Annotated in this window: 21 protein-coding genes; 13 read left to right on the top strand and 8 right to left on the bottom strand. The window is 49.7% G+C overall.

The features are described 5' to 3' along the window. The first annotated feature begins 67 nt into the window (after positions 1–67). From H6G89_RS09570 to H6G89_RS09560, 3 genes are all read left to right on the top strand, one after another. Positions 68–1,264, top strand: coding sequence for a TPM domain-containing protein (locus H6G89_RS09570; protein WP_190505367.1), 1,197 nt, complete (start codon positions 68–70; stop codon positions 1,262–1,264). A gap of 22 nt (positions 1,265–1,286) precedes the next feature. Then, a complete protein-coding gene (locus H6G89_RS09565) occupies positions 1,287–1,772 on the top strand; it encodes a rhodanese-like domain-containing protein (RefSeq protein ID WP_190505365.1) in 486 nt (161 codons plus the stop codon). A gap of 162 nt (positions 1,773–1,934) precedes the next feature. Then, positions 1,935–3,491 (top strand): cryptochrome/photolyase family protein, encoded by a 1,557-nt coding sequence (locus H6G89_RS09560; RefSeq protein WP_190505363.1) that lies wholly within the window; start codon positions 1,935–1,937, stop codon positions 3,489–3,491. Positions 3,492–3,594: 103 nt separating this feature from the next. On the opposite strand, the gene H6G89_RS09555 is transcribed toward H6G89_RS09560, so the two are convergent. Continuing rightward, positions 3,595–4,611 (bottom strand): sulfate/molybdate ABC transporter ATP-binding protein, encoded by a 1,017-nt coding sequence (locus H6G89_RS09555; RefSeq protein ID WP_190505361.1) that lies wholly within the window; start codon positions 4,609–4,611, stop codon positions 3,595–3,597. A 660-nt stretch (positions 4,612–5,271) separates the two neighbouring features. After that, entirely contained in the window at positions 5,272–5,718 is a 447-nt protein-coding gene (locus H6G89_RS09550) for a hypothetical protein (protein ID WP_190505359.1), read from the bottom strand. Between the two features lie 400 nt (positions 5,719–6,118). Here H6G89_RS09550 and H6G89_RS09545 point away from each other — a divergent pair, with 400 nt between their 5' ends. Then, positions 6,119–6,586, top strand: coding sequence for an orange carotenoid protein N-terminal domain-containing protein (locus H6G89_RS09545; RefSeq protein ID WP_190505357.1), 468 nt, complete (start codon positions 6,119–6,121; stop codon positions 6,584–6,586). Between the two features lie 773 nt (positions 6,587–7,359). Next, positions 7,360–8,007 carry an HAD-IA family hydrolase gene (locus H6G89_RS09540; protein ID WP_190505355.1) on the top strand — a complete coding sequence of 216 codons (648 nt, stop codon included), beginning with the start codon at positions 7,360–7,362 and terminating at the stop codon, positions 8,005–8,007. 7 nt (positions 8,008–8,014) lie between these two features. On the opposite strand, the gene H6G89_RS09535 is transcribed toward H6G89_RS09540, so the two are convergent. Further along, a complete protein-coding gene (locus tag H6G89_RS09535; RefSeq protein WP_190505353.1) occupies positions 8,015–8,416 on the bottom strand; it encodes a DUF1824 family protein in 402 nt (133 codons plus the stop codon). 18 nt (positions 8,417–8,434) lie between these two features. Continuing rightward, positions 8,435–10,159 (bottom strand): site-2 protease family protein, encoded by a 1,725-nt coding sequence (locus H6G89_RS09530; protein ID WP_190505351.1) that lies wholly within the window; start codon positions 10,157–10,159, stop codon positions 8,435–8,437. Positions 10,160–10,330: 171 nt separating this feature from the next. Here H6G89_RS09530 and H6G89_RS09525 point away from each other — a divergent pair, with 171 nt between their 5' ends. Further along, positions 10,331–10,765 carry a hypothetical protein gene (locus H6G89_RS09525; RefSeq protein WP_190505350.1) on the top strand — a complete coding sequence of 145 codons (435 nt, stop codon included), beginning with the start codon at positions 10,331–10,333 and terminating at the stop codon, positions 10,763–10,765. A 64-nt stretch (positions 10,766–10,829) separates the two neighbouring features. Continuing rightward, positions 10,830–11,015, top strand: coding sequence for a hypothetical protein (locus H6G89_RS09520; RefSeq protein WP_190505348.1), 186 nt, complete (start codon positions 10,830–10,832; stop codon positions 11,013–11,015). Positions 11,016–11,057: 42 nt separating this feature from the next. Here the strand turns inward: H6G89_RS09520 and sbcD are convergent, their stop codons facing one another. Both sbcD and cysH read right to left on the bottom strand, forming a co-directional pair. After that, on the bottom strand, positions 11,058–12,335 hold the full coding sequence (sbcD, locus tag H6G89_RS09515) for an exonuclease subunit SbcD (RefSeq protein WP_190505346.1): 1,278 nt from the start codon (positions 12,333–12,335) through the stop codon (positions 11,058–11,060). A gap of 261 nt (positions 12,336–12,596) precedes the next feature. Beyond that, positions 12,597–13,331, bottom strand: coding sequence for a phosphoadenosine phosphosulfate reductase (cysH, locus tag H6G89_RS09510; RefSeq protein WP_190505344.1), 735 nt, complete (start codon positions 13,329–13,331; stop codon positions 12,597–12,599). An 84-nt stretch (positions 13,332–13,415) separates the two neighbouring features. Between cysH and H6G89_RS09505 the strand changes: the two genes are divergently transcribed. The 3 genes from H6G89_RS09505 (at position 13,416) to H6G89_RS09495 (ending at position 17,165) form a co-directional block, all read left to right on the top strand. After that, positions 13,416–13,748, top strand: coding sequence for a glutaredoxin family protein (locus tag H6G89_RS09505; protein ID WP_190505341.1), 333 nt, complete (start codon positions 13,416–13,418; stop codon positions 13,746–13,748). A 28-nt stretch (positions 13,749–13,776) separates the two neighbouring features. Then, a complete protein-coding gene (locus H6G89_RS09500) occupies positions 13,777–15,285 on the top strand; it encodes a UDP-N-acetylmuramoyl-L-alanyl-D-glutamate--2,6-diaminopimelate ligase (RefSeq protein WP_190505339.1) in 1,509 nt (502 codons plus the stop codon). 233 nt (positions 15,286–15,518) lie between these two features. Then, positions 15,519–17,165, top strand: coding sequence for a DICT sensory domain-containing protein (locus H6G89_RS09495; protein ID WP_190505337.1), 1,647 nt, complete (start codon positions 15,519–15,521; stop codon positions 17,163–17,165). 394 nt (positions 17,166–17,559) lie between these two features. Here the strand turns inward: H6G89_RS09495 and H6G89_RS09490 are convergent, their stop codons facing one another. Beyond that, positions 17,560–18,258 (bottom strand): late competence development ComFB family protein, encoded by a 699-nt coding sequence (locus H6G89_RS09490; RefSeq protein WP_190505335.1) that lies wholly within the window; start codon positions 18,256–18,258, stop codon positions 17,560–17,562. A 782-nt stretch (positions 18,259–19,040) separates the two neighbouring features. Here H6G89_RS09490 and H6G89_RS09485 point away from each other — a divergent pair. Further along, a complete protein-coding gene (locus tag H6G89_RS09485; RefSeq protein ID WP_190505333.1) occupies positions 19,041–19,301 on the top strand; it encodes a hypothetical protein in 261 nt (86 codons plus the stop codon). Between the two features lie 113 nt (positions 19,302–19,414). Here H6G89_RS09485 and H6G89_RS09480 read toward each other — a convergent pair whose 3' ends face one another. Beyond that, positions 19,415–19,576 (bottom strand): hypothetical protein, encoded by a 162-nt coding sequence (locus H6G89_RS09480; protein WP_190505331.1) that lies wholly within the window; start codon positions 19,574–19,576, stop codon positions 19,415–19,417. A 367-nt stretch (positions 19,577–19,943) separates the two neighbouring features. Here H6G89_RS09480 and H6G89_RS09475 point away from each other — a divergent pair, with 367 nt between their 5' ends. Both H6G89_RS09475 and H6G89_RS09470 read left to right on the top strand, forming a co-directional pair. Beyond that, on the top strand, positions 19,944–21,719 hold the full coding sequence (locus H6G89_RS09475) for an ABC transporter ATP-binding protein (protein WP_190505329.1): 1,776 nt from the start codon (positions 19,944–19,946) through the stop codon (positions 21,717–21,719). 351 nt (positions 21,720–22,070) lie between these two features. Further along, complete coding sequence (locus tag H6G89_RS09470) at positions 22,071–25,307, top strand: hybrid sensor histidine kinase/response regulator (protein WP_190505327.1); 3,237 nt, start codon at positions 22,071–22,073, stop codon at positions 25,305–25,307. The last annotated feature ends 13 nt before the right edge of the window (positions 25,308–25,320 follow it).

Below are 25,320 nucleotides of genomic sequence, written 5' to 3'. Positions count from 1 at the left end.
ACTCTCTAGATGCTTGACCGTTTTGGAGCGGCTTGCTGAAGGAACCTAGCTCGTGATAGGAGAATTGATGATGCAAGGCGTTGCTTGGACTCGTCGAACCTGGTTTACTGAGTTGTGGCATCGTTATCGATATGGGTTTGTGGCGATCGCCACCACTCTAATTCTTCTCACGTCTAGCTTTAGTACTGCTGCACAAAACCGATCGCAAAGTCCTTATCCTCCCCTGCTTGACCCCTATGTGAATGACTACGGGCAAGTTCTAAATGCTAACGATAAGGCAACGATTCGCGCTACTCTAGCCCAATTTACCAACGAAACGCGAATTCAGGCTGTCGTGCTGGCAATCAATTCAGTCTCTGACTATCGCACCGGAGATGCCTCGATTGAGGCGTTTGCCACCAATATCTTTAACACTTGGGGACTTGGCGATCGCAGCCGCAATGATGGAATTTTGATTTTGGTGGCTCCACGCGATCGTCGGGTTCGCATCGAATTAGGAGCAGGCTATGACAGCAGTGGCGACCGCATTGCACAGTCCATTATTGATGAAGTCATGCTGCCCTATTTTCGCCAAGGGCAGATTAGCCAAGGAACCGTTGCAGGTGTTAATGCCGTTGTCAGTCGCTTTAACCCAACTCGTGTCAACTCCGGTGCTCGTAACAATAATCCGGGTGTAATTAACAATCCTGGCGTTAGCAATGCTCCACCCTATCTCTCGAATGATGGCGTTAGCCATGATGGCTCCAGTGAGATTTGGAATATTGTTGGAGGATTAATCGCTGTAGTTACGGGTATATCACTGTTTCAGATACGGAGACGATATCGCAAGCGTTCTTGCCCTCAATGTCAAACCCCAATGACACGACTGGATGAGATGGCAGATGACCAATATTTAAACAGAGAAGAACAAAGAGAAGAAAGCCTGGGATCAGTTGATTATGATGTTTGGCTCTGCCAAAGCTGTGGTTATCATTCGGTGAACCCCTATCAAAACTATTTCTCCGGTTACAGACGATGCTCCAGGTGCGATCGCAAAACCTTGTCAGTCAGAACCCAAACCATCTACTCTGCGACCTACACCAGTACAGGGTTAGCCAGAATTACTGAAACCTGCCAAAACTGTTCCTATGATCACAGCTATGATCGAATCATCCCACACTTGACCCGAAGCGATAACGATCACAACAGTTCCTCTGGCTCCGGTGGTGATCATTCATCGGGTGGAGGTCATTCATCGGGTGGAGGAGCGTCAGGGAGTTGGTGAGGTTAGCAGGGTGAGGTAAACCATGAATATTGGGCGATCGCTTGTCTGGAACGTCCTTAAAGCCTGGATTCGGATTAAGTTTCCGGGGGTTCAGCAGATGGCGATCGCAAAGTTAGCCCAGCAATTGCAACAACCTGGTTCTTCTAAACCGTTACTGTTGGATGCCAGAACCCCTGAAGAATTTGAGGTGAGTCACTTACCCAACGCCCATCGAGTTGAGCGATCGATGTTAACAGATCCAGATCAGTTGCCCCTGGCAGAGGATACAACAGGGGCGATCGTGGTGTACTGCTCTGTGGGTTATCGCTCTGCCCAGTTTGCCCAAGCATTACAAACACTGGGCTATCAAAATGTTTTCAACCTGGAAGGGTCGCTGTTTGAGTGGGTGAATCAGGGCTATCCCGTCTATCACATTACAACCGATGGGATGGAGCATGAAACGCAAGCCGTGCATCCCTACAACGCCACCTGGGGACTGTTGCTGGAGGGAAAGGAGAGTGGGGAGTAGGGTGTGGGGTGTGGGATATAGCATTTCACCTTTCATCCTTCATCCTTCATCGTTTATCCTTTCCTCTTCTTCCCCCTTCTTTTTTCCTTCTTGTTTATGTTGCGTAATGTAAAGTTCTTCTCATACCCTTAGAGATGAGGCGTTTTATCTGCATCATTCATCATGACGACAGGCGTTTGGGTTTTGGGCGATCAACTGTGGGCAGAGCAAACCGCCTTACAGAGTTGTTTACTGCAACAATCGCAGACCCCCGTTCTTTTTATTGAGTCGCTGCACCATGCCCAGAAGTTGCCCTATCACCTGCAAAAGCTGGTGCTGGTATGGTCTGCCATGCGCCATTTTGCAGAGGAATTGCGCCAAGCCGGATGGGCAGTGACCTATGTGCAAGCCCCAGACTTTAAGACACTGTTGCTCGATTGGATTCAGCAATACCAGATCAGCGAGTTGCGGGTAATGACTCCCACCGATCGCCCCTTTGCTCAACTGATTCAGCAACTCAACCTGCCCTGTGCTGTTACCTTTACCCCCAGTAACCGCTTCATCTGGCAAGATGAGGAGTTCAAACAGTGGGCAAGCCAGCGCAAGCGACTGGTGATGGAGGACTTTTATCGCGAAGGACGCCAACGCTTCAACATTTTGATGGTGGGGGATCAACCCGCTGGCGGACGCTGGAATTTTGACCGTGAGAACCGCAAACCCCCCAAGGGCAAGCTGACTTTGCCAGAGGCGTTGTGGTTTGAGCCAGATGCCATCACGCAGGATGTGATCGACTGGGTAAAACAGTCGCCTGCCTGCAAAGATAGCCAGGAATACTGGCAGATTGAACCCTTTCGCTGGGGAGTGACGCGATCGCAAGCGTTGCAAGTCCTCGACTTCTTTGTTGAAACCCGCCTATCTGAGTTTGGTCCCTATCAAGATGCGATGGTGACAGGTGAGCAAACCATGTGGCACGCCATGCTTTCCCCCTATCTCAACCTGGGATTGTTGCATCCCTTAGAAGTGGTGCAAGCCGCAGAGCGAGCCTACCTTCAACATCAGAGTGAATGGGAGTTGAACAGCGTTGAGGGCTTCATTCGCCAGGTCTTGGGTTGGCGCGAATACATGCACGGCATCTACATTTACATGGGTGAGGACTACCCGGAGCGCAACTGGTTTAACCACACGCAACCACTCCCCAACTTCTATTGGACGGGCGACACGCAGATGAATTGCCTGCACCAGATTTTGACGCAGGTCAAAGAAACCGGGTACGCTCATCACATTCAACGGCTGATGGTGTTGAATAACTTTGCGTTGATTGCGGGCATTTCTCCTCAGGAAACCGAGGACTGGTTCCACGCTGCTTTCATCGATGCCTACGACTGGGTCATGCAAACCAACGTCATTGGCATGGGTCAATTTGCTGACGGAGGCATGATGGCATCCAAGCCCTACGCCGCTTCGGCTAACTACATCAACAACATGAGCGACTATTGCAAAGGTTGCACCTACAAACCGCGCGATCGCTCTGGTGACAATGCCTGCCCGTTTAACTTCTTCTATTGGGACTTTTTGGCACGACACTACGACAAACTCAAAAAGAACCACCGCATGTTTCAGATCTTGCGAAACCTGGAACGGATCTCACCGGAGGAATTGCAGGTGATCCGGCAGAAAGCGGCAGAGTGGCATGGGAAAGAGGGAGGAGGGAAAAAAGAAGAAAGAAAAGAGAAAGGATAAGCGATGAAGGATAAAGGATAAGAGCCGAAACTCTACTCCTCCACTTCTCTACCCCTCCAATCCTCTACCCCTCCAATCCTCTACCCCTCTACTCCCTACTCCCTCAAATTGAGTAGTAGATCGGAAATGCCTTTGCCTCTTTGGGTTTGACGTAGACTCGTTGCTGAGGTTCTAGTTTGAGTTCATCAAAGCGATCGCGCGTCAGGTGAGCGGTAACGACTTGCCCGTCATCGAGGGTCAATTCGGCTTGAATCTCCCATCCCAGGTGAATCAAACGACTCACACGAGCGGAAACCGTGGTGCCGTTAGGTTCGGTTTGGATCACGACATCCTGCGGACGCAAGAATACTTCTGGTAGAGCGGAGTCAAAGCCGTTGTCCTGGAAGATATTTGAAGTGCTGGGCAAGACATTGACAGGTCCAATAAAGCTCATGACAAATGCCGTTGCCGGATTGTCGTAAATTTCAGCCGGAGTGCCTACTTGCTCAATCTGCCCTTTGTTCATGACCACAATTTCGTCAGCGACTTCCATCGCTTCTTCCTGGTCGTGGGTAACAAAAACGGTCGTGACGTGGACTTCATCATGCAGGCGACGTAACCAGGCTCGCAAGTCTTTTCGCACTTTGGCATCTAACGCACCAAAGGGTTCGTCAAGCAGCAGGACTTTTGGCTCCACTGCCAGGGCACGCGCCAGAGCGACTCTTTGCCGCTGACCGCCCGACAACTGGGAAGGATAGCGATCGCCCAGTCCCTTTAATTGCACCAGTTCCAGCAACTCTTCGACCCGATGTTTGACTTTATTAGGAGGGGTCTTACGAATCTCTAACCCAAACGCAATGTTTCTGCGAACGGTCATGTGCTTGAACAGAGCATAGTGCTGAAACACAAACCCGATATTGCGATCTTGTACGCTCTCATGAGTGGCATCTCTACCCGTTAGCAGGATTTTGCCCGTATCGGGGGTTTCTAATCCGGCAATCAACCGCAGTAGAGTAGACTTTCCAGAGCCAGAGGGTCCAAGCAGGGCAACCAGCGAACCTGTCTTGATCTCTAAGCTGACCTTATCGAGTGCCTGAAAGCTACCAAACTGCTTAGATACATCTTCAACGACAATACCCACTGTTGTAATCCCCTTGGAATAAGTAATGAGAAAACGATCGACAGACTTAAAACCCTGTTTACCGACGCGATTACTGTAGATTTATATCATACATCGGGAGGTTCTGTAGAGAGGGCAGCTATGGAATCTCTTATAGCGCAGACAAGAGTAACACAAAAGAGAATATCCGTTTCATCACAAATCCCCAGCACCTGCGAGATGCCGGGGATATCGATCAGAATGTGATGGTGTTCCAAACCTGTTGATAGCCTCTGTAAGAACCCCCTGTAGTCCAGGGTGGTTTCACATACACGAAGAAAAGTGAATTGGAGTTTAATCCCCTTAATTTGCCCCCTAAATCCCCCAACTCTGGGGGACTTCAGACCAATTTCCCCCAAAATTGGGGGGCTAGGGGGGCGAAGCAAAAATTGGCGTTGCTGATTGAGGATATGAAATCGCGAGCAAGATGCTCGCACTCCCTTGTGATGATCCCGATAGAGTGAGCGTCTCGCTCACGTTGGGAATTTACGTATCATTTGTCATTTCAGCAACGCCCAAAAATTTTTCACTTGTATGAAACCACCCTGCTGTAGTCCCCCTTGGTAAGGGGGACGGCAACAACCAGGGATCAATAGCAACCGATTTGAAACACTACCCAGAATGTCGATGTGAGCTAAAAATCTAATCTAATGCGTCCTTGATGTCGTCTACAGCCCGCTCAACTGCATTTCTGCTGTTGTCTACAGCCCGTTGAGTCCGAGCAGCATCTTGCTCTGCTCTCATGTGGATGCGATCGCGATCGATCTTGGCTCGGCGGCTAAAGAAACCACCACTCCCCTTATTATCGGTCGCCCGATCTACTCGACTGGCATTGCGGTCAGCTGTGCGTTCCACTTTGTTAGCCGTGTCACGAATGAACCCTTTGGCATCTCTAGCCCCTTCACGGGTCTTTTGCTGCACTTGATCCCCCGCATCTCTGGAAGCGATCAAGGTGGGGTTTGGGCTAGCCAATGCAGCGGTTGTGAATGCCCCTTGCCAGATGAAGGCGATCGCCAATAGACCAACTAGCATAGTCGCTAACCAACGTCCCAGAGACGAAAGCTGCTTCGTTACGAAATTCAGTTTCATAGAATACAATCTCCATGAGATTTAATACCCTAGTTCTACTGCATTAGATGTTGGGCTTAAACAATCTGAAGACAGAGGTCACATTACGACAAAAGACAGGAGCCCTACCAAACCCGTTTGTGAAGAGCGGCAGCAGAGGCAAAGCACTCAGTTCAAAGAATGCAATGTCGTTGAAGACCCACTCGTTAAATGTTTCGCCTATGTATAAGACATCGTGCTTCTCTAGTGCAACGGGTTCCATATCAATCGATATTCCATCTGTCAGAAGCAGGGGATCGCATCTCCATCCTTTGTACGGTTATAGCGATCCCAGTTGTCATTAACGTCTATGAAAGAGACATAGAACTGGCTTCTGTTTCTCTTCCAGCAAGGAATCATAGACCCCAATTTAGGAGTAGTTATGACGTATACAGCGGATAACAAAACCAGACAAGCGTACGACAATTTCAAACAATTTGATGCGGATACTCAACTCGCTTTGTTGTGGTATGGCTACTTGGATATTAAGGATCAATTGCATCCTGCTCCTCCCATTGATGTGGAAGTGACTAGCAAAGCGATCTTTGATCAGATTCAGGCTCTGCCTCAAGATCAGCAACTGCAAGCCCAACGCGACATTATTAATTGTGCAAATAACCAGATTGGTCAGGCTTACAGCGCACTCAATTCCAGCAGCAAGTTAGAACTGTGGCTGATGCTGGCTCAAGGGATGGAGAATGGTTCCATTATTGGATTTCCATCTAACTATCAGTTGCCCTCTGAGACAAATAACTTTGTTGAACAAATCAAAGGGTTAGACTTTGAGCAGCGCATTAACTTTACGAAGAGTGCTGTGATGGGAATGGGCGCAAAGCCGATCGATAACTAAACCGATTTCCATCATTACCGATTTCCATCAATAAAGTAGGGGTGAATTACGACTCACCCCTACTTTATTGTTAGAACTTACACACTTGAAGCCTAAAACTTTGATCCCCCCTAGCCCCTTTAGAAGAGCTACCGTGTACACAGATCTCTGCTTCCTTCCAAATGAGGTGCACGGTTGTTTCAAGCGTTTGAGAACCAGGCATTGGGGGAGTCTCCCCCAGACCCCCATTGGGGGACGCCACTGCCTCCCCCAAACCCCCTAGCAGAAGGTATTTCAGTTTACCCAAAGGCGCGCTTCGCATCGGTTCCAAGTACGGGTGCTTTTGGTTGGGTCAAGACCTTTGACAAAGGCTCAAAATCTCCCAAAGTTAGGGGATTTAGGAGGCTGAGAGGACTTATGTCTACACCGTAGCTTAGAGGAGGGGAATTCCGGAAGCCCCTTTCCAAGAGGATTTGGAGGATCTAACTGGGTAAGCCCTGCTTTTTTAGTTGGTTGAAATAGGTCAGCATCCTCCACTTTGCTAAGGCACAGACTCAGCCTGCACATCAGCCATGGATTAAACTCTTGCATCTGCCGTAAGATGAATAGCGAAGGTTCCTGATGCAGAAGGCATGTTATTTTTTTCTGCGGTAAGCGAGTCGTTTGATGAAGTTAAGCGATCGCCCCACCTGAGGAAAGTCAGACATGAAGGGAGTTGGGGGACAATATCTCCAGTCGGAGGCTCTACCTGTTCATCCCATCCTCACTGCAATAAGAAGTTATCTCGGCAATAGATGAACTATCCTCAAGTTATTTTTTTTGATGCCGTTGGAACGCTGTTTGGGGTGCGAGGCAGCGTTGGTCAAGCCTATTCTAATCTGGCTCAACAGTTTGGGGTGACGGCTGATCCGCAGGTCTTAAATGAAGGATTTTTCAAAGCCTTTCGAGCCGCTCCTCCGATGGCATTTGCCGGGGTCAATGCCACCTATGTTCCAGAGCGGGAATATGCCTGGTGGTGGGCGATCGCCGCTGAAACCTTTCAAGAAGCAGGCGTATTAGGGCAGTTTTCTGACTTTGAAGTGTTCTTCACTGCCCTTTATGCCCATTTCACAACGGCAGAACCCTGGTTTGTGTATCCAGATACCCGCCACACATTGATCCATTGGCACGATCAGGGCGTTGAGTTAGGCATCATTTCCAACTTTGACTCGCGGATTCATGCAGTGTTGGATGCATTAGGGTTAGCCAAATACTTCAAGTCTGTCACTATCTCAACAGAAGTTGGGGCAGCCAAGCCCGATCCACAGCTATTTATAGCTGCATTAAAAAAACACAACTGTTCACCTGAGATGGCATGGCACATCGGCGACAGCTACCGAGAAGACTATGAAGGCGCAAAAGCCGCAGGACTGCGGGGCATCTGGCTACGGCGCAAGGATTGATAAAGGACTAGGCAAAGAGATCCAGAGGTAAATGTCCATAGGTTTCATTCACGCCATCAGCGTAAGCTGACTGACACGACACCAAAACACCACGATGGTGCCCTTCATAAGGACTGGCATAACACAACCCTGACTTGGGGTTGAACTTGATATAGACCACACCATCCATCGAGTTTAGTTGGGGTTCATAGTCATAGCCTAAGGCTGTTATATAGCCCTCTAACGCCACGACCCCTTGCGCTAGCGTATCGGCACAAATACCCAAAATTTGATAATCCGAGTGTTGCGCCACGGTTCTTAAGGCATCTTGAAGTTGCCCATAATCGTTCGTCAGAGCAGGGTTAGGGCGAGTGCAATCAAATTGCTTTAACAGTTGGTGAGCAGCTTCCAGAGATAGAGACGAGGTCATAGTTTAGCAGAGTCAACTTCAGAGGGGCCGCATTGAAATGGTGAGACTCACGACCGCCAGCACTAATCCTCCCACTAAACTCACCCCATAAAACACCAGCAACCCCATTCGAGTTGTCCATTTCACATTGGGTTCCTGTTGCAGTTGCACCAGCGATTTCACCAGGTTGTATTTTTGGTTGAATGGCATCGCTCCATATCCCGCCTGCTTCACAGCAGTAAACAGCCTCGACAACAACGCAGGGGATGGACTAACAGGTTGAACAAACTGTTCCACAGGGTCATTGGGTTTAATCTGCCGTAGCTGTTTGAGAATGCGAGCACTGCGATAGCTATTGGGAATGCTCAACCCCACCACGATCGCCAAAAACAGCAAAAACGGGTCACCAAAAGCCATCATTGCCAACGTGACAATCAACAAGACAGTAAAGCCCTTGAAGATGAGATCAGCCCAGGGATATCGTGCAAACAGCAGCAGATTGACTACCCGTCCTCCATCCAGCGGAAAAATGGGCAACAGGTTGAGATAGTTGAGAATAATCAAAAAGTTAATCGCAGAGGCGAGTGAGGCGGATTGGCTGACCTCCTGGGACAGGGCGATCGCCAACACACAGCCGAGCAGCAATCCAGGCAACGGCCCCGCCAACAACACCATGACCTTTTCGCTGAGAGTGGCATGGTCTTTGCGACCGGAGGTAGCCGCTCCAAAAAATGGTAAGAAGAAAATAGAGGTATTTTCGTAGCCAAAGCTCCGCATCGCCACAAAGTGTCCCAACTCATGCAGAAACAGAACTCCAATCAGGATCAGCAAATCCTGCCAGGGAAACAGATGGGTAAAGGACAGAAAAAACACCACCAGACTCAACACCAAAATCCACAGCTTGGCACCCCGACGCGATCGCCCCTGCTCAAACTTTTGCAAGTATTGGTATGCGTCTACTTCTGCTTCAACCGGAATGGAGCCAGCTTCACTCATATTTGGTTTTACCTGCGCCAGTCGCTGCTTTAAGACTGACATCCGTTTAGGATTGCCCCGCCCCATCTTGAATGCCGTTTGCACAGCAGGCAACAACCCCAAATAGAGAAACGAAGCACCATCCGGTGTCATGCTGTTTCCCCGACGGGGTAGGCGCGCCAAGGTTTTAGCTTGAATTAAGCTATCGATATAAGCGTTTTCGTGTGCCTGAAGCTTAGTTACGAACGTCGTGTAGGTATCAATTTGGGCAAACTGGCTGTTCCCCAACTCTTGTAACTTAGTTTTGTGAACGTTCCACTGTTCCTCCGTCGTCAGCACATATTTATCCAGCACAAGGGTATTTGGCATTTGCCCCACAATGCCATGCGCTAACGCATTCATCGTCATCAATAAAAAATTCGGCTTGTTCCCCTGTTCAAAAAAGGTATAAAAGGTTGTGATAACCGGGTTTGCTGGATCAGGGAGAGCATTCACCGCTAAAACAGCAAACGAGCGGCAGGGCACCTGTTGCATCAACACGCCCCACCGTCGCGCCCCTAAAATATCATCGACCTGGTAATAGCTACTAAACTCAAAGCCCAACATTTCCAATTCTTGCACTGAGGTCTTAAACACCTGCTTGATGTAGTCAGGCACCTCGTCTTCATGCTTCAACAGATAGCTGGAGTGCTGAAACGGCAACCCCGAAAGCTGCTGAAAGATAACCAGGTAGGGAACCGCGAACAACAGCAGGTAAACCGCAATGAGATACAGAAAAAGGTAAGACATGGGCGGAACCGTTGGGAATAGGGTGAGGACAAGATCGCGTCTAATCAATAAAGCCCTAGAACTAATCTAAAGGCAACAGACACAAATGTGCTTTACTGCGTAAGCTTTAAAGAACAAGGCGATCGCTCCCTCTGAGGGAGACGGCTTTATGTTGCATTCAGGTCGGGTGAAATGACACGGGGATTGTTATGGTTACCGCTGCTCTTTGTCTTTATCGGGCTAGCGTGGGCAGGGTGGAATGAATATCAAAAGCTGGAAACTTACAAAACATGGGCACAACAGTTTGATCATGCCAAATATGACATTTATGCTGTGTTGGGGCAAAAAGGCAGCGAGTTGACCTGGGGAAAGCCTACCCGTCAAGGTCCGGTAGATCTGCAATCCTTTTCCCTTAAAGAGGTGAAGCAAATTCAAATCGTAGTGGGCGATCGCGTCCTGAATCTGAGCACCGTTGACCCCGATGCTCTATCGCAAACGAAAGATCGTGCTGCCCTGGAGTTTCAACTTCCCACAACCACGATTCGCATCCCCTTTACAGAGCTAGCGTTAGCAGTTCAATGGGGCAATCACCTGCAACAGGATTGGCAAACCCTGAAGGGGGAGTAGGGAGTGGGGAGTAGGGAGTAGGGAATGGGGAGTAGGTTAAGGCTCAGCAGCTTAAAATGAGGAGGTGTTAGAAATTGCTTTGCGATTGTTGGATGAATATGATCGCTCTGAAGCCGAATGGGTTCAGGAAGTTCGGGTAACAATCGATGCAGCAATCGAAGCCTCAAACCATACTCCTCCAATCGATGGTGAAACCTTCGTCAACAAGATTTTGGAGCGATTCAACCAAGCAAATGAGACACAAGCATAAGTCGCTACGTTATCAGCGTTTTTGCCAGCCAAGATCTCAATACTATAACAATCGCAGTTGAGCTTCGGCGGGTTCTGCCAAAAGATCACCTTCTGCCTCGACCCAGACCTCCTCATCTGCCAGCAATCGCTGCGCCACTTCCAGCATTTCAGCGGCAATATCGCTTAAGTGAGTTTGGTTCTCTAGATAGGTTTTGAGCGACTCGATCGGGTCAGTGCTGTTCCCCACCCCCAACTCTGGTAAGCGCGATCGCGCTGATTGGCTGACCACTTCCGGGTGAATCGTGTACGTGTGGGCAAGGCTTAACGCTTCATGGAGAGCATTATTGTCGATCGCTTCCAGTTGATCAGCGCGAACCTGATAGGCTAACCGCACCACAGCATCGTCAATGGCATTTGGGGCGATCGCCGCTAATAACGCTGCCTGGGGATCGTCGGCTTGGGAAACATCGGCTCGAATCGTGCAAAAGGGGCGAGCGGGTACGGAGCAAAACTGAATCTGGGTGGAGCCACGTTCGATCTCGACTAATACGAAGCCCTTTTCCTCCGACTCTTCGCTGAAATCGACTCGCTCAATGCTGCCGGGATAGACAATGTAAGGTTGCTCACACAACACTTGATGGCGATGCACATGCCCCAGTGCTACATAGTCAAAACAGGGACGGGTCAGCAACGCCATCGGCACCGTGAAGCCCTTACCTACGGCTAAGAATCTCTCTGCTCCATAGCGTGCGGTGTCTGTCATCAAGTGCGCCAACAATACCGTAGGAATTGTGGGGTCTAACCGACGAATCTCGCCTTCCAATGCCACTCGCAGGCGATCGATCAGTAACTCGTTGACCTCAATCATCGACAGTCCCTCGGTTTCGGGGCGCGTCAACAGGGTGGAGCGCGTCAACCAGGGCAACGTAATGATCTGAATGTCGCCGTTGCGAGTACTGATGCGGTGGGTTTCCAGGCGATCGCCCACAATAAAACCCGGCACCCCCAGCGTCCGGTAAATACACAAACTGGCACCCCCCTGACCCTGGGAGTGCTGATCGTGGTTGCCAACGAGCAACACGGTTGGAATTTGGGCATCCACCAATCGGCAAAACTGCCTGGCAAATGCTTCCTGCACAATTGGAGGTGGCGTCGCATCGGGGAAGGCATCGCCGCCGAAGAGAACCAAATCTGCGGGTTCGGCGATCGCTCGATCAATGCATCGGCTCAGCGTACTGACAAAATCCTCCAATCTGGTGTTCAACCCGGTGACTGGATTAATTCGACCATGGGAAAATCCACTGCCCAGGTGAATATCCGAGAGATGGAGGATCTTCATAACCAAGTAGGACTAGTAGCTAAACATTTGTACTAATCCTACCGCAAAGGATGAAAGGATAAACGATAAGGGCTAAAGGATGAAAGGGAAAAAGCAGGATAAATGATAAGGGCTAAAGGGGGTGCATCTAGTGGGTGGTGTTCCAAACCTGTTGATAACCTCTGTAAGACCCCCTATAGTCCCCCTTGGTAAGGGGGACGGCGACAGCCGGGGGTTAGTAGCAACAGATCTGAAACACTACCCTTCATCCTTTATCCCTTCCTAGATGTGAATGCCACACTCAGTTTTGCCCATACCGCGCCAACGTCCTGCCCGTTCATCTTCGCCTTCGGCGATCGGGGTAGTGAGGGGTTCGTCACCGATGCTGGCGTAGCCCTGGTCATGGAGGGGATTGTAGATCATGTTGTGCTCTGCCACATATGCCCAGGATTGTTTGCGAGTCCAGGCAGCGAGGGGATTCACTTTCAGGCGTTGGTTGCCGTCTAGCTCAAATACGGGCATATCAGCACGAGTCACGGCTTGATCCCGACGACGACCCGTAATCCAGGCGATCGCCCCCAACTCCTGTAGACCCCGTTGCAATGGTTCAATCTTGGTCAGGTGGTGAAACTGAGCCACATCAGTTTCCCACAGGGCATCGCCGTACTTGGCTTGAAACGCTTCGCGGCTATCGACATCAGGAATCTTGTAGGTTTGCAGATTCAAGTTGTAGAGATCCTTGGCTTTTGCCACCAGTTCCAACGTCTGAGGGAAGTGGTAAAGCGTATCCAGAAACATCACAGGAACCGGATTAGCAGGCTTGAGTTGACGATACAGGATGTCTGTAATCACCAAATCATCCACATTAAACGCGCTCGTTTGCACCAATCCAGTGGGCAGGTTTGCGACACACCATGCCAGCACCTCACTGGGATGAGCGGTATCATACTGTTTGTTCAGAGCCTCTAAATCAAGCGTCTGAGGTTCAATCACCGGGGTCGTAGCAGGAGTGGTCATACCCTTCACATTTATTTAGTATCTTGCAACACCAACCATTTTACTGTGGAAAGGCACATAACCAGATAGGAATAAAGCCTTATCATGAGCAAGTTAATTTTGTATAGCAAGCCCGGATGTCACTTGTGCGAAGGCTTACAGGAGAAACTAGAGCAGCTTCACACCCTTGACTTTGAGTTAGAGATTCGAGACATTACCACCCGTGAAGATTGGTTTCAGGCGTATCAATACGAGATTCCGGTGCTGATTTTGCAGAAGGATGAAGGCGAAAGGATAAAGGATAAAAGTCAAGATTCCTTATCCTTTAGCCCTCATCCTTTAGCCTTAACTCCCTTGCCTCGCCTCTCACCTCGCGCATCGGTGCAACAAGTGGAGCAGATGTTACAGAAATTTGGAGTGAAAAATAGGTCAGAATAGGCGCAAGGTTATGTGAGGAGGTCTTGACATGAAATTGCGTGAGTTGTTAGCGACGTTGCCTGATGCCGTGACGCTGCCGCAGCACCCCGCTCTCGATGAAGAGGTTCTGGGGTTAGCCACCAATTCCCATGCGTGCAAACCGGGAGACGTGTTTATCGGGATGCCGGGAACGCGGGTCGATGGTGGTGAGTTCTGGTCGAGTGCCATTTCGGCAGGGGCGATCGCGGCTCTGGTATCTCCGGCAGCAGCACAAAAGCCTGCTCCTTCTCCAGAGTTGCAACAGGCGTGTGTCATTGCTCTACCCGATATGGTGTCGGCTTGCGCTCGACTGGCCGCTGCGTTTTATGGCTATCCGGGGCAACAGTTACAACTCGTGGGCGTGACGGGCACCAATGGCAAAACCACCACGACTCACCTGATCGAATTCTTTTTGTTGCGGGCTCAACAACCTACGGCTCTGTTAGGCACCCTTTATGCTCGCTGGATGGGCTACCAGAAGACAGCAGTTCACACGACCCCTTTTGCCCTGGAGTTGCAGGAACAACTAGCGGAAGCGGTCGCAGCGGGATGCAAATTGGCGGTGATGGAGGTCAGTTCCCACGCACTGGCACAGGGACGGGTGCTGGAATGCCCCTTTGAGGTGGCAGTGTTTACCAACCTGACGCAGGATCATTTGGACTATCACAAAGATCTAGACGATTATTTTGCGGCAAAAGCGTTATTGTTTAGTCCCCAATACCTCCAGGGACGGGCGATTGTGAATTGGGATGACCCCTACGGGCAACGACTGATCAACCAGATTGGGCGCGATCGCGTCTGGTCTTATAGCGTTACCGATACGACGGCTGACCTGTGGACGAGTGACCTGGTGTATGGGTCGAGTGGCGTTTCTGGCGTATTGCACACCCCCAAAGGGTCGGTGCCCTTTGAGTCGCCACTGGTGGGACAGTTCAATTTATCAAATCTGTTAGCCTCGGTGGGAGCCGCACTACACCTGGGATTAGACCTGGAGGCGATCGCCCAAGCGTTGCCCCACTTTGCTGGAGTCCCCGGTCGAGTTGAGCGAGTGCAGATCAAATCTGAGCAGGATATCAGCGTCATCGTTGACTATGCCCACACTCCCGATAGCTTGGAGAATTTGCTGAAAGCAGCCCGACCGTTCATTCAACAGCGGATGATCTGTGTGTTTGGTTGTGGGGGCGATCGCGACCGGACAAAGCGACCCAAGATGGGGGCGATCGCAGCTGATCTGGCAGATTGGGTTATCGTCACCTCCGACAACCCCCGCACCGAAGACCCACAGCGAATTTTGCAAGATATTGTCGAAGGCATTCCAGAGTCGGTCAACCCTCTGGTCATTTGCGATCGGGCAGAAGCAATTCGGACGGCAATTTTGCAGGCAAAATCAGGAGATGGGGTGCTGATCGCTGGAAAAGGTCACGAAGATTACCAGATTTTAGGGACTGAAAAAGTTCACTTTGATGACCGTGAACAAGCACAACTGGCACTGACTGAGCGATTGTCTATACTGGCATAGATGTATAGCCCTACGTATATGCATTAGGACACAAGGGGGTGTGGGGGCTGCGCCCCCAGCCAGGGATTCCACCCCTGCACCCCGTCCTAACCTTAGTGAGTACTGCTATGGTTACGAACTTTGAAAAACTACACAGAGAACTGGAAACTTCTTCAAGTTCTAGATACAGTCTGAAAGCAGGGCAGTCTTCCCTAAAGACCGTGGCTTTAAAATTCGTGCCCCTTTGAAATCCTATGATCTCATCTAGCTTGCATGATGTGTCGTTGTATGAATTGGCACTGAGTGTCGAACAGCCCCCCCATCCGCTCCAGGTTAGTCCCACTACGTTTAAGTCAGTGGTGACTACTTTTTTGGATGTTTTGATCGATCGCCAAATACCCGCTACGGTCTTGCTGAAGCTGCCGCGTGGGGCTGTCTGGCAAGCAGAAGTAGACCGCTATTGCAAACTAGCCGGGTCAAACTCCTCCGTTTATAGTCTCCAGACCCATCGGGAAGAAGACAAACTGGGAGAAACACCGGCTAGCCCCGTGACAGAGGTTTCTTATAGCCATGCTTCTGAGCCAACCCAGCCAGAATCAAATCACTCTGAGTCAACCCACACCGAGCTAACTCCCTCAGAGATTGAGGATTCCGACTTGATTGATGATCAGGGAATTGTATCTACTGCTGGGGTTCATCCCACTCAAAACCTGATCTTGCCATTGGCACCCGAAAGCCAACTGCGCCGAGAATACTTTTTGCTGGTCATTTCTCCTGAGTTTTCTGGATTGGTGCTGGCACACCGCCCACGCTCTGTGCGGGGTAACCGCTTTGATGCGGTAGCTGGAGACGTGCCACTGACCATCACCAAAGTAGGTCAAGCGGGTGATGATGAATTAGAACGAAAACATCCCTTGTTGGGGCTGTGTTCTTTTGAATCTGCCACCATTCAACGCATTTTGGATGGAATTCATCGAGCAATCTGCGTGGGTCAGGCAGATCAGCCCCTGACCGTTGAAGTAGATGAACTGTTGCAGAATTGGGATGAACTGACCCGCTCAGTGGCGATCGCCCACCAAAGCCCTCTCATGCTAGGGCAGTTGCTTACTCGCCAGATTCAACAACAGGAGGAAATCTGGCACAGCAACGCAGCTTCGCGGCGGCAAGCAGAGACAGCGGCGGCTCTACAAATGGAGAATGAGGAGTTGTTAAATGCCATTCGATTAAAGGATGAGTTTTTAAAGAATGTGGGGCAGGAGTTGCGAACTCCCCTCACTACCATGAAAACGGCTGTGACCCTGCTCAATTCTCCCAGCCTCAAAGCCGCTCAACGGCAGAAATACATGGAGTTGTTGACCCAGGAGTGCGATCGCCAGAGTGCCCTCATCACCAGCGTTCTAGATTTAATCCAACTCGAAAACACAATAGAACACAACTCCACTCAACCACTCCGGTTGGCAGATATTGTGCCGGGTGTCATCAGCACCTACCAACCCCTGGCACAAGAGAAAGGAGTGATGGTGGCGTACACCATTCCTGAGGACTTGCCTGCGGTGTCTTGCTCCAGCGCGTGGTTGCGCCAAATCGTGATTAACCTCCTCCATAACGGCATTAAATTTACATCCCAGGGAGGGCGGGTCTGGGTACGAGCCAAGCAACAGGGCGATTACGTCCAGATTGAGTTTCAAGACACCGGTGTTGGTATTGCCCCAACCGACATTCCCAAAATTTTCGATCGCTTCTACAAAGCACGTTCTGGTTCTGGTGATGAGTCCAGCGGAGCAGGATTGGGGCTATCGATCGTACAACAACTACTTTTACGCTGCGGTGGATCGATTTCGGTTAAGAGTAAACCCGGTGAAGGGTCGATCTTTACAGTGCTGTTGCCAGTCTATCGGTAAGTTACCTGAGTTCAGGGTAGGGATTTTGGCGGTTATAGCCATAGCCACATTCGATGGAGGAGGCGAGTCAGACGGCTCCCCTGGAATCAGGGTTTGAGCCGTAGCCTTTGTCCTGAGCCTTCTGACCAAAGCTAAAAAACCGCAACTATAGGAGCAAAACCGACCTGCGTCAGTTCGTCAAATCCTGCATCTTCTCGGAGTCGCGTCGGCGGACTTCGCTCTAGTAGCCGCGAATTCATTCGCCGGGCCTTTAAACCGAACTGACGTTATCAATTAAATCCACAACCTATACAGGTGGGCTTAGCAGACCCATCTGCACGCTGCAATAGATTTCACGGCAAAACCTACCCAATATCAAATTGATTTAATTCCCATTCCTAAAGCTGTTGCGCTGCTAGATGTTGTAGAACGGGTCATCCCAGCCATATTCTGAAGCTGGAGCCTCTGTTTCAGGCGCGTCATACCGATTGGCATTGACTCGCTTCGCTGCATCCTGGTTGGGTCGAGGTGCAGGGCGATAACTTGGGGGAGGTGGCGGTGGAGACTGCAACTGAGTGACAGGAGAATCAATTACCGTATTATCTGTGGCATAGTTGGGATGACGTAAAGCAGGGGGCACTCGTCGATTGGGGTAGCTGTGAGTAGTTGCCTCGTACCGTGCATCCCAGGTCATGCCTTTCTGTTGGGGTGGGCGTTGGGTGGATAAGGCACGCTCCACCTCTTTGGGTAACGTTTCCCAGTCAACTTTGTCATTTTTCAACAACAGTCGTAGCTCGTGTAGCACTTCACGCAATGGAGCAGACTGATGGGGAGCTTGCAGCGGAGCATAGGTGCGAATGGGATCTCGACGAATTGCAGCCAGGGCACGCCGTACCGCTTGAGTAATCTGTTCTTGAAACTTAGAGCGACCCCGTTGTAGCTGGTAGTCAAATCCTCTCTCGCTAGTCGCATAAAGAGACGGCAATTGGTTTAGAGCGTAGGCAACTAGCTCTAATCGATTGATGTATACCGTTGAACGAGCAGGCAAGGCTTTTACCTGACGGTCAACTTCCTCTTCAACCAGCACTTCCATTGCATTCTTGTATGCCCCCATAGTTGCAGTTCCTTGAGATGAATCCTCTTTAGGTATTGGCCGACCGATTATTAGTTTCTACGAGATATATATAGCTATCGAGATAGTTGAGACAAGGGGGGTATGGAGACTGCGCCCCTAGCCAGGAGTTCTGCCTCTGTACCCCGTCTTCACCAACTCCTCAGTTGCCATAGAAAATTAGCTATAAGTTACTAGCACCCCGACTGCTCCAACTGCTTCAGTCCAAAATAGATAAAAGCAGAACCCAAAACACGAGTGTTTTGTTCTCTCCTATACAAATCCGACTATTTCCTTACCAATATCGGATGAGTTAACAATAACTAAATGACTGTTAATAAATTGTAAAGGAAAAATTTGTAAAGGAAAAACTATTCCCATTAAGGCAGATAGTTAATCTAGCACTCCCTTTAGAGGTCTTGAAAGAGGGTTTTCTGTAATTACGCGCATCTGCTGACTGAATTACAGCGTTCTAAGCCATGACGCTGATGCTTAAACAAAATTTACATAAGATGATGAGGTCTATAACCATTTGTCTTGCTAATCCATTGAGCAAGTGCCCTGTTCTCGGTTCTGAGATAACCAGTTTGCACTTGTAGCAACTTCCGAGATAGTTGAGACAAGAGAGGTATGGGTTTTGCTCCAAGCCAGTGCGGAACCCTTGCCCTATCCTGATCAACCCTTCGCTTGCTATACAGCTCATTTGGGATAGCTATACATGATCTCATCACCCAGTTACTCTGATGTTCTCTTCGATATTACCCGCCGTCATCCATGAGGATTCTGTGAAGCCATTCACATTTTATTTTGATGGCAGTTTTTACAAGGGCATGAATCATCAAGGAAGGTTGTACAAACTGGTTGAAGCTTTTATTCCCGCTCAGCGATCGACCGCTTTTGTCTGTGCTTGTAAGTTAGCAACTCAAGGGCTACAAACTATCATCACCGCTTCTGACAAATCCTATGGAGTTTGGACTGATCTCCGCTTTGCGTCTCACGTTGCGGTTGAACAGCCTGAGGTAGAGGGCTCCTGCGCGATGTGCTAAGAGCAAAGAGCTAGCGGCTACGATCGCAGCGGTTCATCTGATACCAAATCAAATGGTGTTCAAGACAGATATCGGTAGGGGCAGGTTTTGCAGATAAGTGCTTGGGTTTGCCGTTAGTAAACAGCTAAACCCGCCCCTACGAGCGTCCGCATTTGCACTGGAAACCATTTAAAGCGGTATGACATTGCAAGATACCGAATCAGCCACAGTGTAAACCTACCATGGCGATCGCCAACGGCTGTAGGCGTTTCGCGAAAAGCCCCGACAAAATTCATGCATTAGATTCAGCAACACCGGAATGGGAATTAAATCAGTGCGATATCGGGTACAAGCGGGTTTTGCCATCAATCTATTACAGCGTGCAGATGAGCCTGCTAAACCCGACCGTACAGTTTACAGATTTATTCAATCCACGCTCCTAAGTGCGATGATCGGGTGACGACAGATCCCGTGAAAGGTGCAATTATAGCCGTAGCCACATTCGATGGGGCAGAGGCGAGTCAGGACGCTTTTCCAGCATCCGGGTTTGAGCCATGCCTTTGCTTTCAGCTTTCTGACCAAAGCTACATTTACTCCATCGTCATGTCATTCTGCTTCAGCACCTGGCTGTCAATCCCCTGTTGACGATATCTTCTGGCATCTATGCAAAATACCTCCTCCCTGCATCCCCTGCTGCGTCTATTGCGCTATAGCAAGGTTCATCAGCCTCAGGTGTGGCAAGCCACGACCTATTCCATCCTCAACACGATTTTTGACCTGGCACCCCCCTATTTGATTGGGATCGCGGTTGATGTCGTCGTGAATGAAGAAAATTCCTTAATCGCTCGCTTTGGAGTGACGGGTACTGTCGGACAGCTCACGGTGTTGTCGTTGCTGACCCTGGCAATTTGGGGATTTGAGTCACTGTTTGACTATCTCTATAACAAGCTCTGGCGCAACCTGGCACAAACGCTGCAACATGAATTGCGGGTTGACGTCTACAGCCATTTGCAGGAATTGGAGCTGAGCTACTTTGAAGACCGTAGCTCTGGAATGTTGCTCTCCATTCTCAACGACGACATTAACCAGCTCGAACGGTTTCTCAACTTTGGAGCGCATAACATTTTGCGCTTCTTTACAACCATTTTGTTTGTTGGCAGCACCTTTATTGCGTTGGCTCCTGGTGTGTCGTGGTGGGCAATGTTACCGATTCCTTTTATTTTGTGGGGGTCGATCGCCTTTCAAAAGAAACTTGCTCCCCGTTATGCCGATGTACGCGAAAAAAGTGGGCTGATTAGTGGTCGGTTAGCCAATAATTTAACGGGCATCGCCACGATCAAAAGCTTCACCACCGAAGCCTATGAGCGCGATCGCGTCATGCAGGAAAGTCAGGCATACCGCTTGAGTAACCGTCGGGCGATCGCCCTGAGTGCAGCCTTTGTGCCGACGATCCGGTTTGTCATCCTGGTGGGATTCACCGCCACGCTCTTTTTAGGAGGGATTGAAGCCGCTAACGGTCGCCTCTCGGTAGGGACATACGGTTTTCTCGTGTTTATTGTGCAGCGGTTGTTGTGGCCCTTCACGGAGTTGAGCCAGGTCATGGATGAATATCAGCGAGCCATGGCATCCATTCGTCGAACCATGGGGTTGTTAGATACGCCGATCGCCATCCCCACCGGACAGCAGGCTTTACCCGTTCAGACAGTCAAAGGTGATGTGCAGATTAATCATGTCACCTTTGGCTACAACGAGTTTCAGACGGTATTAAAAGATCTGTCGATGCACATTCCACCGGGAACCAATATCGGAGTTGTTGGAGCGACCGGATCGGGCAAAAGCACGTTAGCGAAGCTGCTGCTGCGCTTTTATGAACCGCAGCAGGGACAGATCTTGATTGATAGCACTGACATTCGAGATTTAAGCTTGCGCGACTTACGACGCTGTATCGGTTGGGTCAGTCAGGATGTGTTTTTGTTTCACGGTACGGTCGCTGAGAACATTGGCTACGGCAGCTTTGACGCCGATCGCGACGAGATTATCCAGGCAGCGAAATTAGCTGAAGCACACGAGTTCATTATGGGCTTGCCGCAGGGATATGACACCATCGTTGGCGAACGGGGGCAAAAGCTCTCCGGGGGGCAGCGACAGCGGTTGGCGATCGCCCGTGCCTTGTTAAAAGACCCACCCATTCTGATTCTGGATGAGGCAACCTCGGCAGTAGATAACGAAACCGAAGCCGCGATTCAAAAATCCCTCATGGTAATTACCCAAAATCGGACTACAATCGCGATCGCGCATCGTCTTTCCACAATTCGTCACAGCCATTGCATCTATGTGATGGATCAGGGGCAAATTGTTGAACAGGGCACACATGAGGAGTTGCTAGCCTCTAAAGGCATCTATGCGGCGTTGTGGTGCATCCAGACGGGCGATCGGTAAGCAGGGGAAGGATAAACAAGGATGAACAATAAGGGATAAAAGATGAAAAGTAGTGTTTTATCTCCTGACTACCTGTTTTCCGTTCCTCATCCTTTATCCCTTATCCTTTATCCCTTATCCCTCATCCTTTATCCCTCATCCTTTATCCCTTATCTCTCATCCTTTATCCCTCATCCTTTATCCTTTATCCCTCATCCTTTATCCTTTATCCCTCATCCTTTATCCTTTATCCTTTATCCCTCATCCCTCATCCTTCATCTTTTTCGATCATCGTCCTCCTTAAGAGAGATTTTCATTTCTAAAAAACTTCGATTGAATAGAAGAGACCGTGTACGTATACGGATGCTATTCATGAAGCGCGATGCCACAGGCAAGTTTATTCGTAATTGGGCTGATAACAAGCAACGCATTAGTCTATCTCTAACCAGCACTGCATGGCGATCGCTAAATAAAATCGCACAAAGGCATAGTATCTCTCGGTCTGAAGTGATTGAGCGGTTAGCGCGTAACCTTGCCAGTCAAGATCCATTTGAGCAGGAAGCATATCAGGCTCAACCCACTCAACAGGATATCACCCAACCGAGTGAACCTCCTCCAATGCAACTCAATACCGAACAAATTAATGCTCAGGTCAATCTCGAACCAACGTTTCTCAACGCAACTAATCTCAACCCAGTTAACACTAAACAAGATTCTAAACCCGATGTAGAACAAAGAATTGTAGCAATTCTTGAAAGCATTTCCGATGCGTTTGTAGCCATTGATCGCAACTGGTGTTATGCCTACGTCAATCATGCAGCCACCCAAATCTTGCATAAAACACCGGAGCAATTGTTGGGAAAGCACATTTGGAATGAGGTCTTTCCCGATCACATTGATGGAATGGCTTATCGCAATATGCATCGAGCCATGACAGAGCAAATTGCAGTGTCCTGGGAGGAGTATGGGGAGCCCATCGGGCGTTGGTTGGAGGTGAATGCCTATCCCTCACCTGAAGGGATTGCGGTCTACTTTCGAGATATCACTGAGCGTAAGCAAGCCGATGTTGAACGAGAACAATTGCTGTATGAGTTAGAAGTTGAACGGAGTCGATTTGAAGCAGTTCTACAACAGATGCCAGCGGGCGTGATGATTGCAGATGCTGTTTCTGGCAAGTTGGTTTTAGCCAACGAACAAGCCGAACAAATTGTGGGTTATTCTCGTGCGCAATTACTGGGGTTAGATGCCTATCACCGATTTGCTCCTGATGATTCATCACCGCCCAGTGAGCAAAAGGATCATTCAACAGAGATGCCATTAGTGCGATCGCTGAGAACGGGTGAGGTGATCACTGATGAAGAGATGGAGTGGTGCCATGAAGATGGTCATCGCATTGTGATGAGTGCTAATTCAGCTCCAATTTTGAACCAACAAGGACAGATTGTTGCAGCGGTTGTTGTATTTCAAGATATAACCGATCGCAAACAAAGTGAACTGGAACGGAGACGTTTAGAAGCAGAACTACGGCAAAGTGAGGAGCGATTGCAGTTAGCTCTTGCCACAGTCCGCATGGTAGTTTGGGACTTTGACGTGAAAACAAATGAGGTCATTTGTTCTGAAAGTGCCAGAGAGATTTGGGGATTTCAACGGGGCACAGCAGAAGAATTTATCGATCACGTCCATCCAGGCGATCGCGCCCATCTTATCGCAACGAATGCGCGTGCTCTCACTGGAGAAATCCCTTACACAGTGGAATATCGAGTGGTTCAACCCAATGGCGTGATCTGCTGGTTAAGGAGTGAGGGCAAAATTTATCGGAATACAGCCGGTCAGCCCGATCGAATTATTGGCATTTCTGTTGATGTAACGCAGCAAAAACGAATTGAAAACGAGCGCACGCACACAGAAGAATTACTGCGCCGTTCTGCGAATCGAGCCAGACAACTACAACGGGTCACAGCGGCTTTAGCCGAAGCATCAACCCCTAAACAAGTTGCCAAAGCTATTATGGAGCGGGGTATCACAGCACTGGGTGCTAAAGCAGGCACCATTGTTTTAGTGAGCGAAGAGAGCGATCCGGTCGTAGGGAAGACAGCTTCGCGTCGCTTAAAACTCTCTGAAATTGTTGGCTATCCTCAACCGATTCTGGACGAGTGGCAGGAGTTCCCGATTACGGCTCCAATTGCCCTGGCAGAAACTGTTCGCACTGAAAAACCAATCTTTTTGGGAAGTGAGCGCGAAATTCTCAAACAATTTCCGCAGATGGCATCTATTCTCGCCATAACAGGGAGTCGGGCGATCGCCACAATTCCATTAATCGTGAGTGGGCGCACCCTTGGCGGTATGGGCATTAGCTTTGCTGACCCGCAACCTTTTGATGAGGACGACAGAACCTTCATTCTCACACTCGCACAACAATGTGCCCAGGCGATCGCCCGTGCCCAACTCTACGAAGCAGAACAACGCGCCAGAGCCACAGCTGAAGCAGCTAACCGGGCTAAAGATGAGTTTTTGGCAGTGCTCTCTCACGAACTGCGGACTCCCCTTAACCCCATTCTGGGATGGACACAACTCCTGCTGCGAGGCAAACTTGATGCTGACACAACGGCGATCGCCCTGGCATCTATTGAGCGCAACGCCAAATTGCAAGTTCAACTGATCGAAGACTTGTTGGATATTTCGCGGATTTTGCAGGGCAAACTCAACCTCAATTCCTGTCCGGTCAATCTCGCTGCTACGGTTGAGGCGGCCATGGAAACCATCCGCCTTGCAGCCGAGACAAAAGCTATTCAGGTACAGACCCATTTTGCCTTCAAAGATTACATCGTTTTAGGCGATTCTGGGCGACTCCAGCAGGTGATCTGGAATCTGTTGTCGAACGCAGTCAAGTTCACCCCCCATAAGGGCAAGATTGACGTTTATCTGGAGCGAGTTGGAGACTACGTTTCTATTCAAATTCAAGATACGGGCAAAGGCATTCAGCCTGAATTCTTGCCCCATGTGTTTGACTATTTTCGGCAAGCTGATAGCAGCATTACCCGCACATTTGGGGGCCTGGGCTTGGGGTTGGCGATCGCCCGCCACATTGTTGAGTTGCATGGGGGCATTATTCAAGCCGAGAGCCTGGGCGAAGATCAGGGAGCAACGTTTACAGTAACTCTACCCGTCTGGAAAGGAGCACCCGACCCTGCTCTGATGAACTCTTTCCCGTCCTCCTCCCACGCCAATTTGGATGGAGTACGAGTCCTGGTAGTGGATGATGAAGCCGATAATTTAGACCTCGTGACCTTCATTCTGGAACAAGCTGGCGCGACCGTTACTGCCGTTGCCTCTGCCCTCGAAGGACTGAAACACTTTCAACAGGATGTACCCGACATTTTGCTGGCAGACATTGGAATGCCAGATGTTGATGGCTACAATTTTCTGCACCAAATTCGTCAGTTGCCACTGGAGCGGGGTGGACAGGTTCCTGCGATCGCCCTGACTGCCTACGCCAGTAAAACCGATCAACTCCAAGCCCTAGCCGCAGGATTTCAGCAACACATCGCTAAACCAATCACTCCAGACCATTTGCTCACAGAAATTCAACACCTGGTTGTTCGTGGATAACTCAGTTGCAGAT

Source organism: Oscillatoria sp. FACHB-1407 (assembly GCF_014697545.1).
In the GTDB taxonomy this organism is placed as follows: domain Bacteria; phylum Cyanobacteriota; class Cyanobacteriia; order Elainellales; family Elainellaceae; genus FACHB-1407.
Note: the sequence above shows the minus strand (reverse complement) of the source record. Positions and strands in the feature narration are given on the sequence as shown.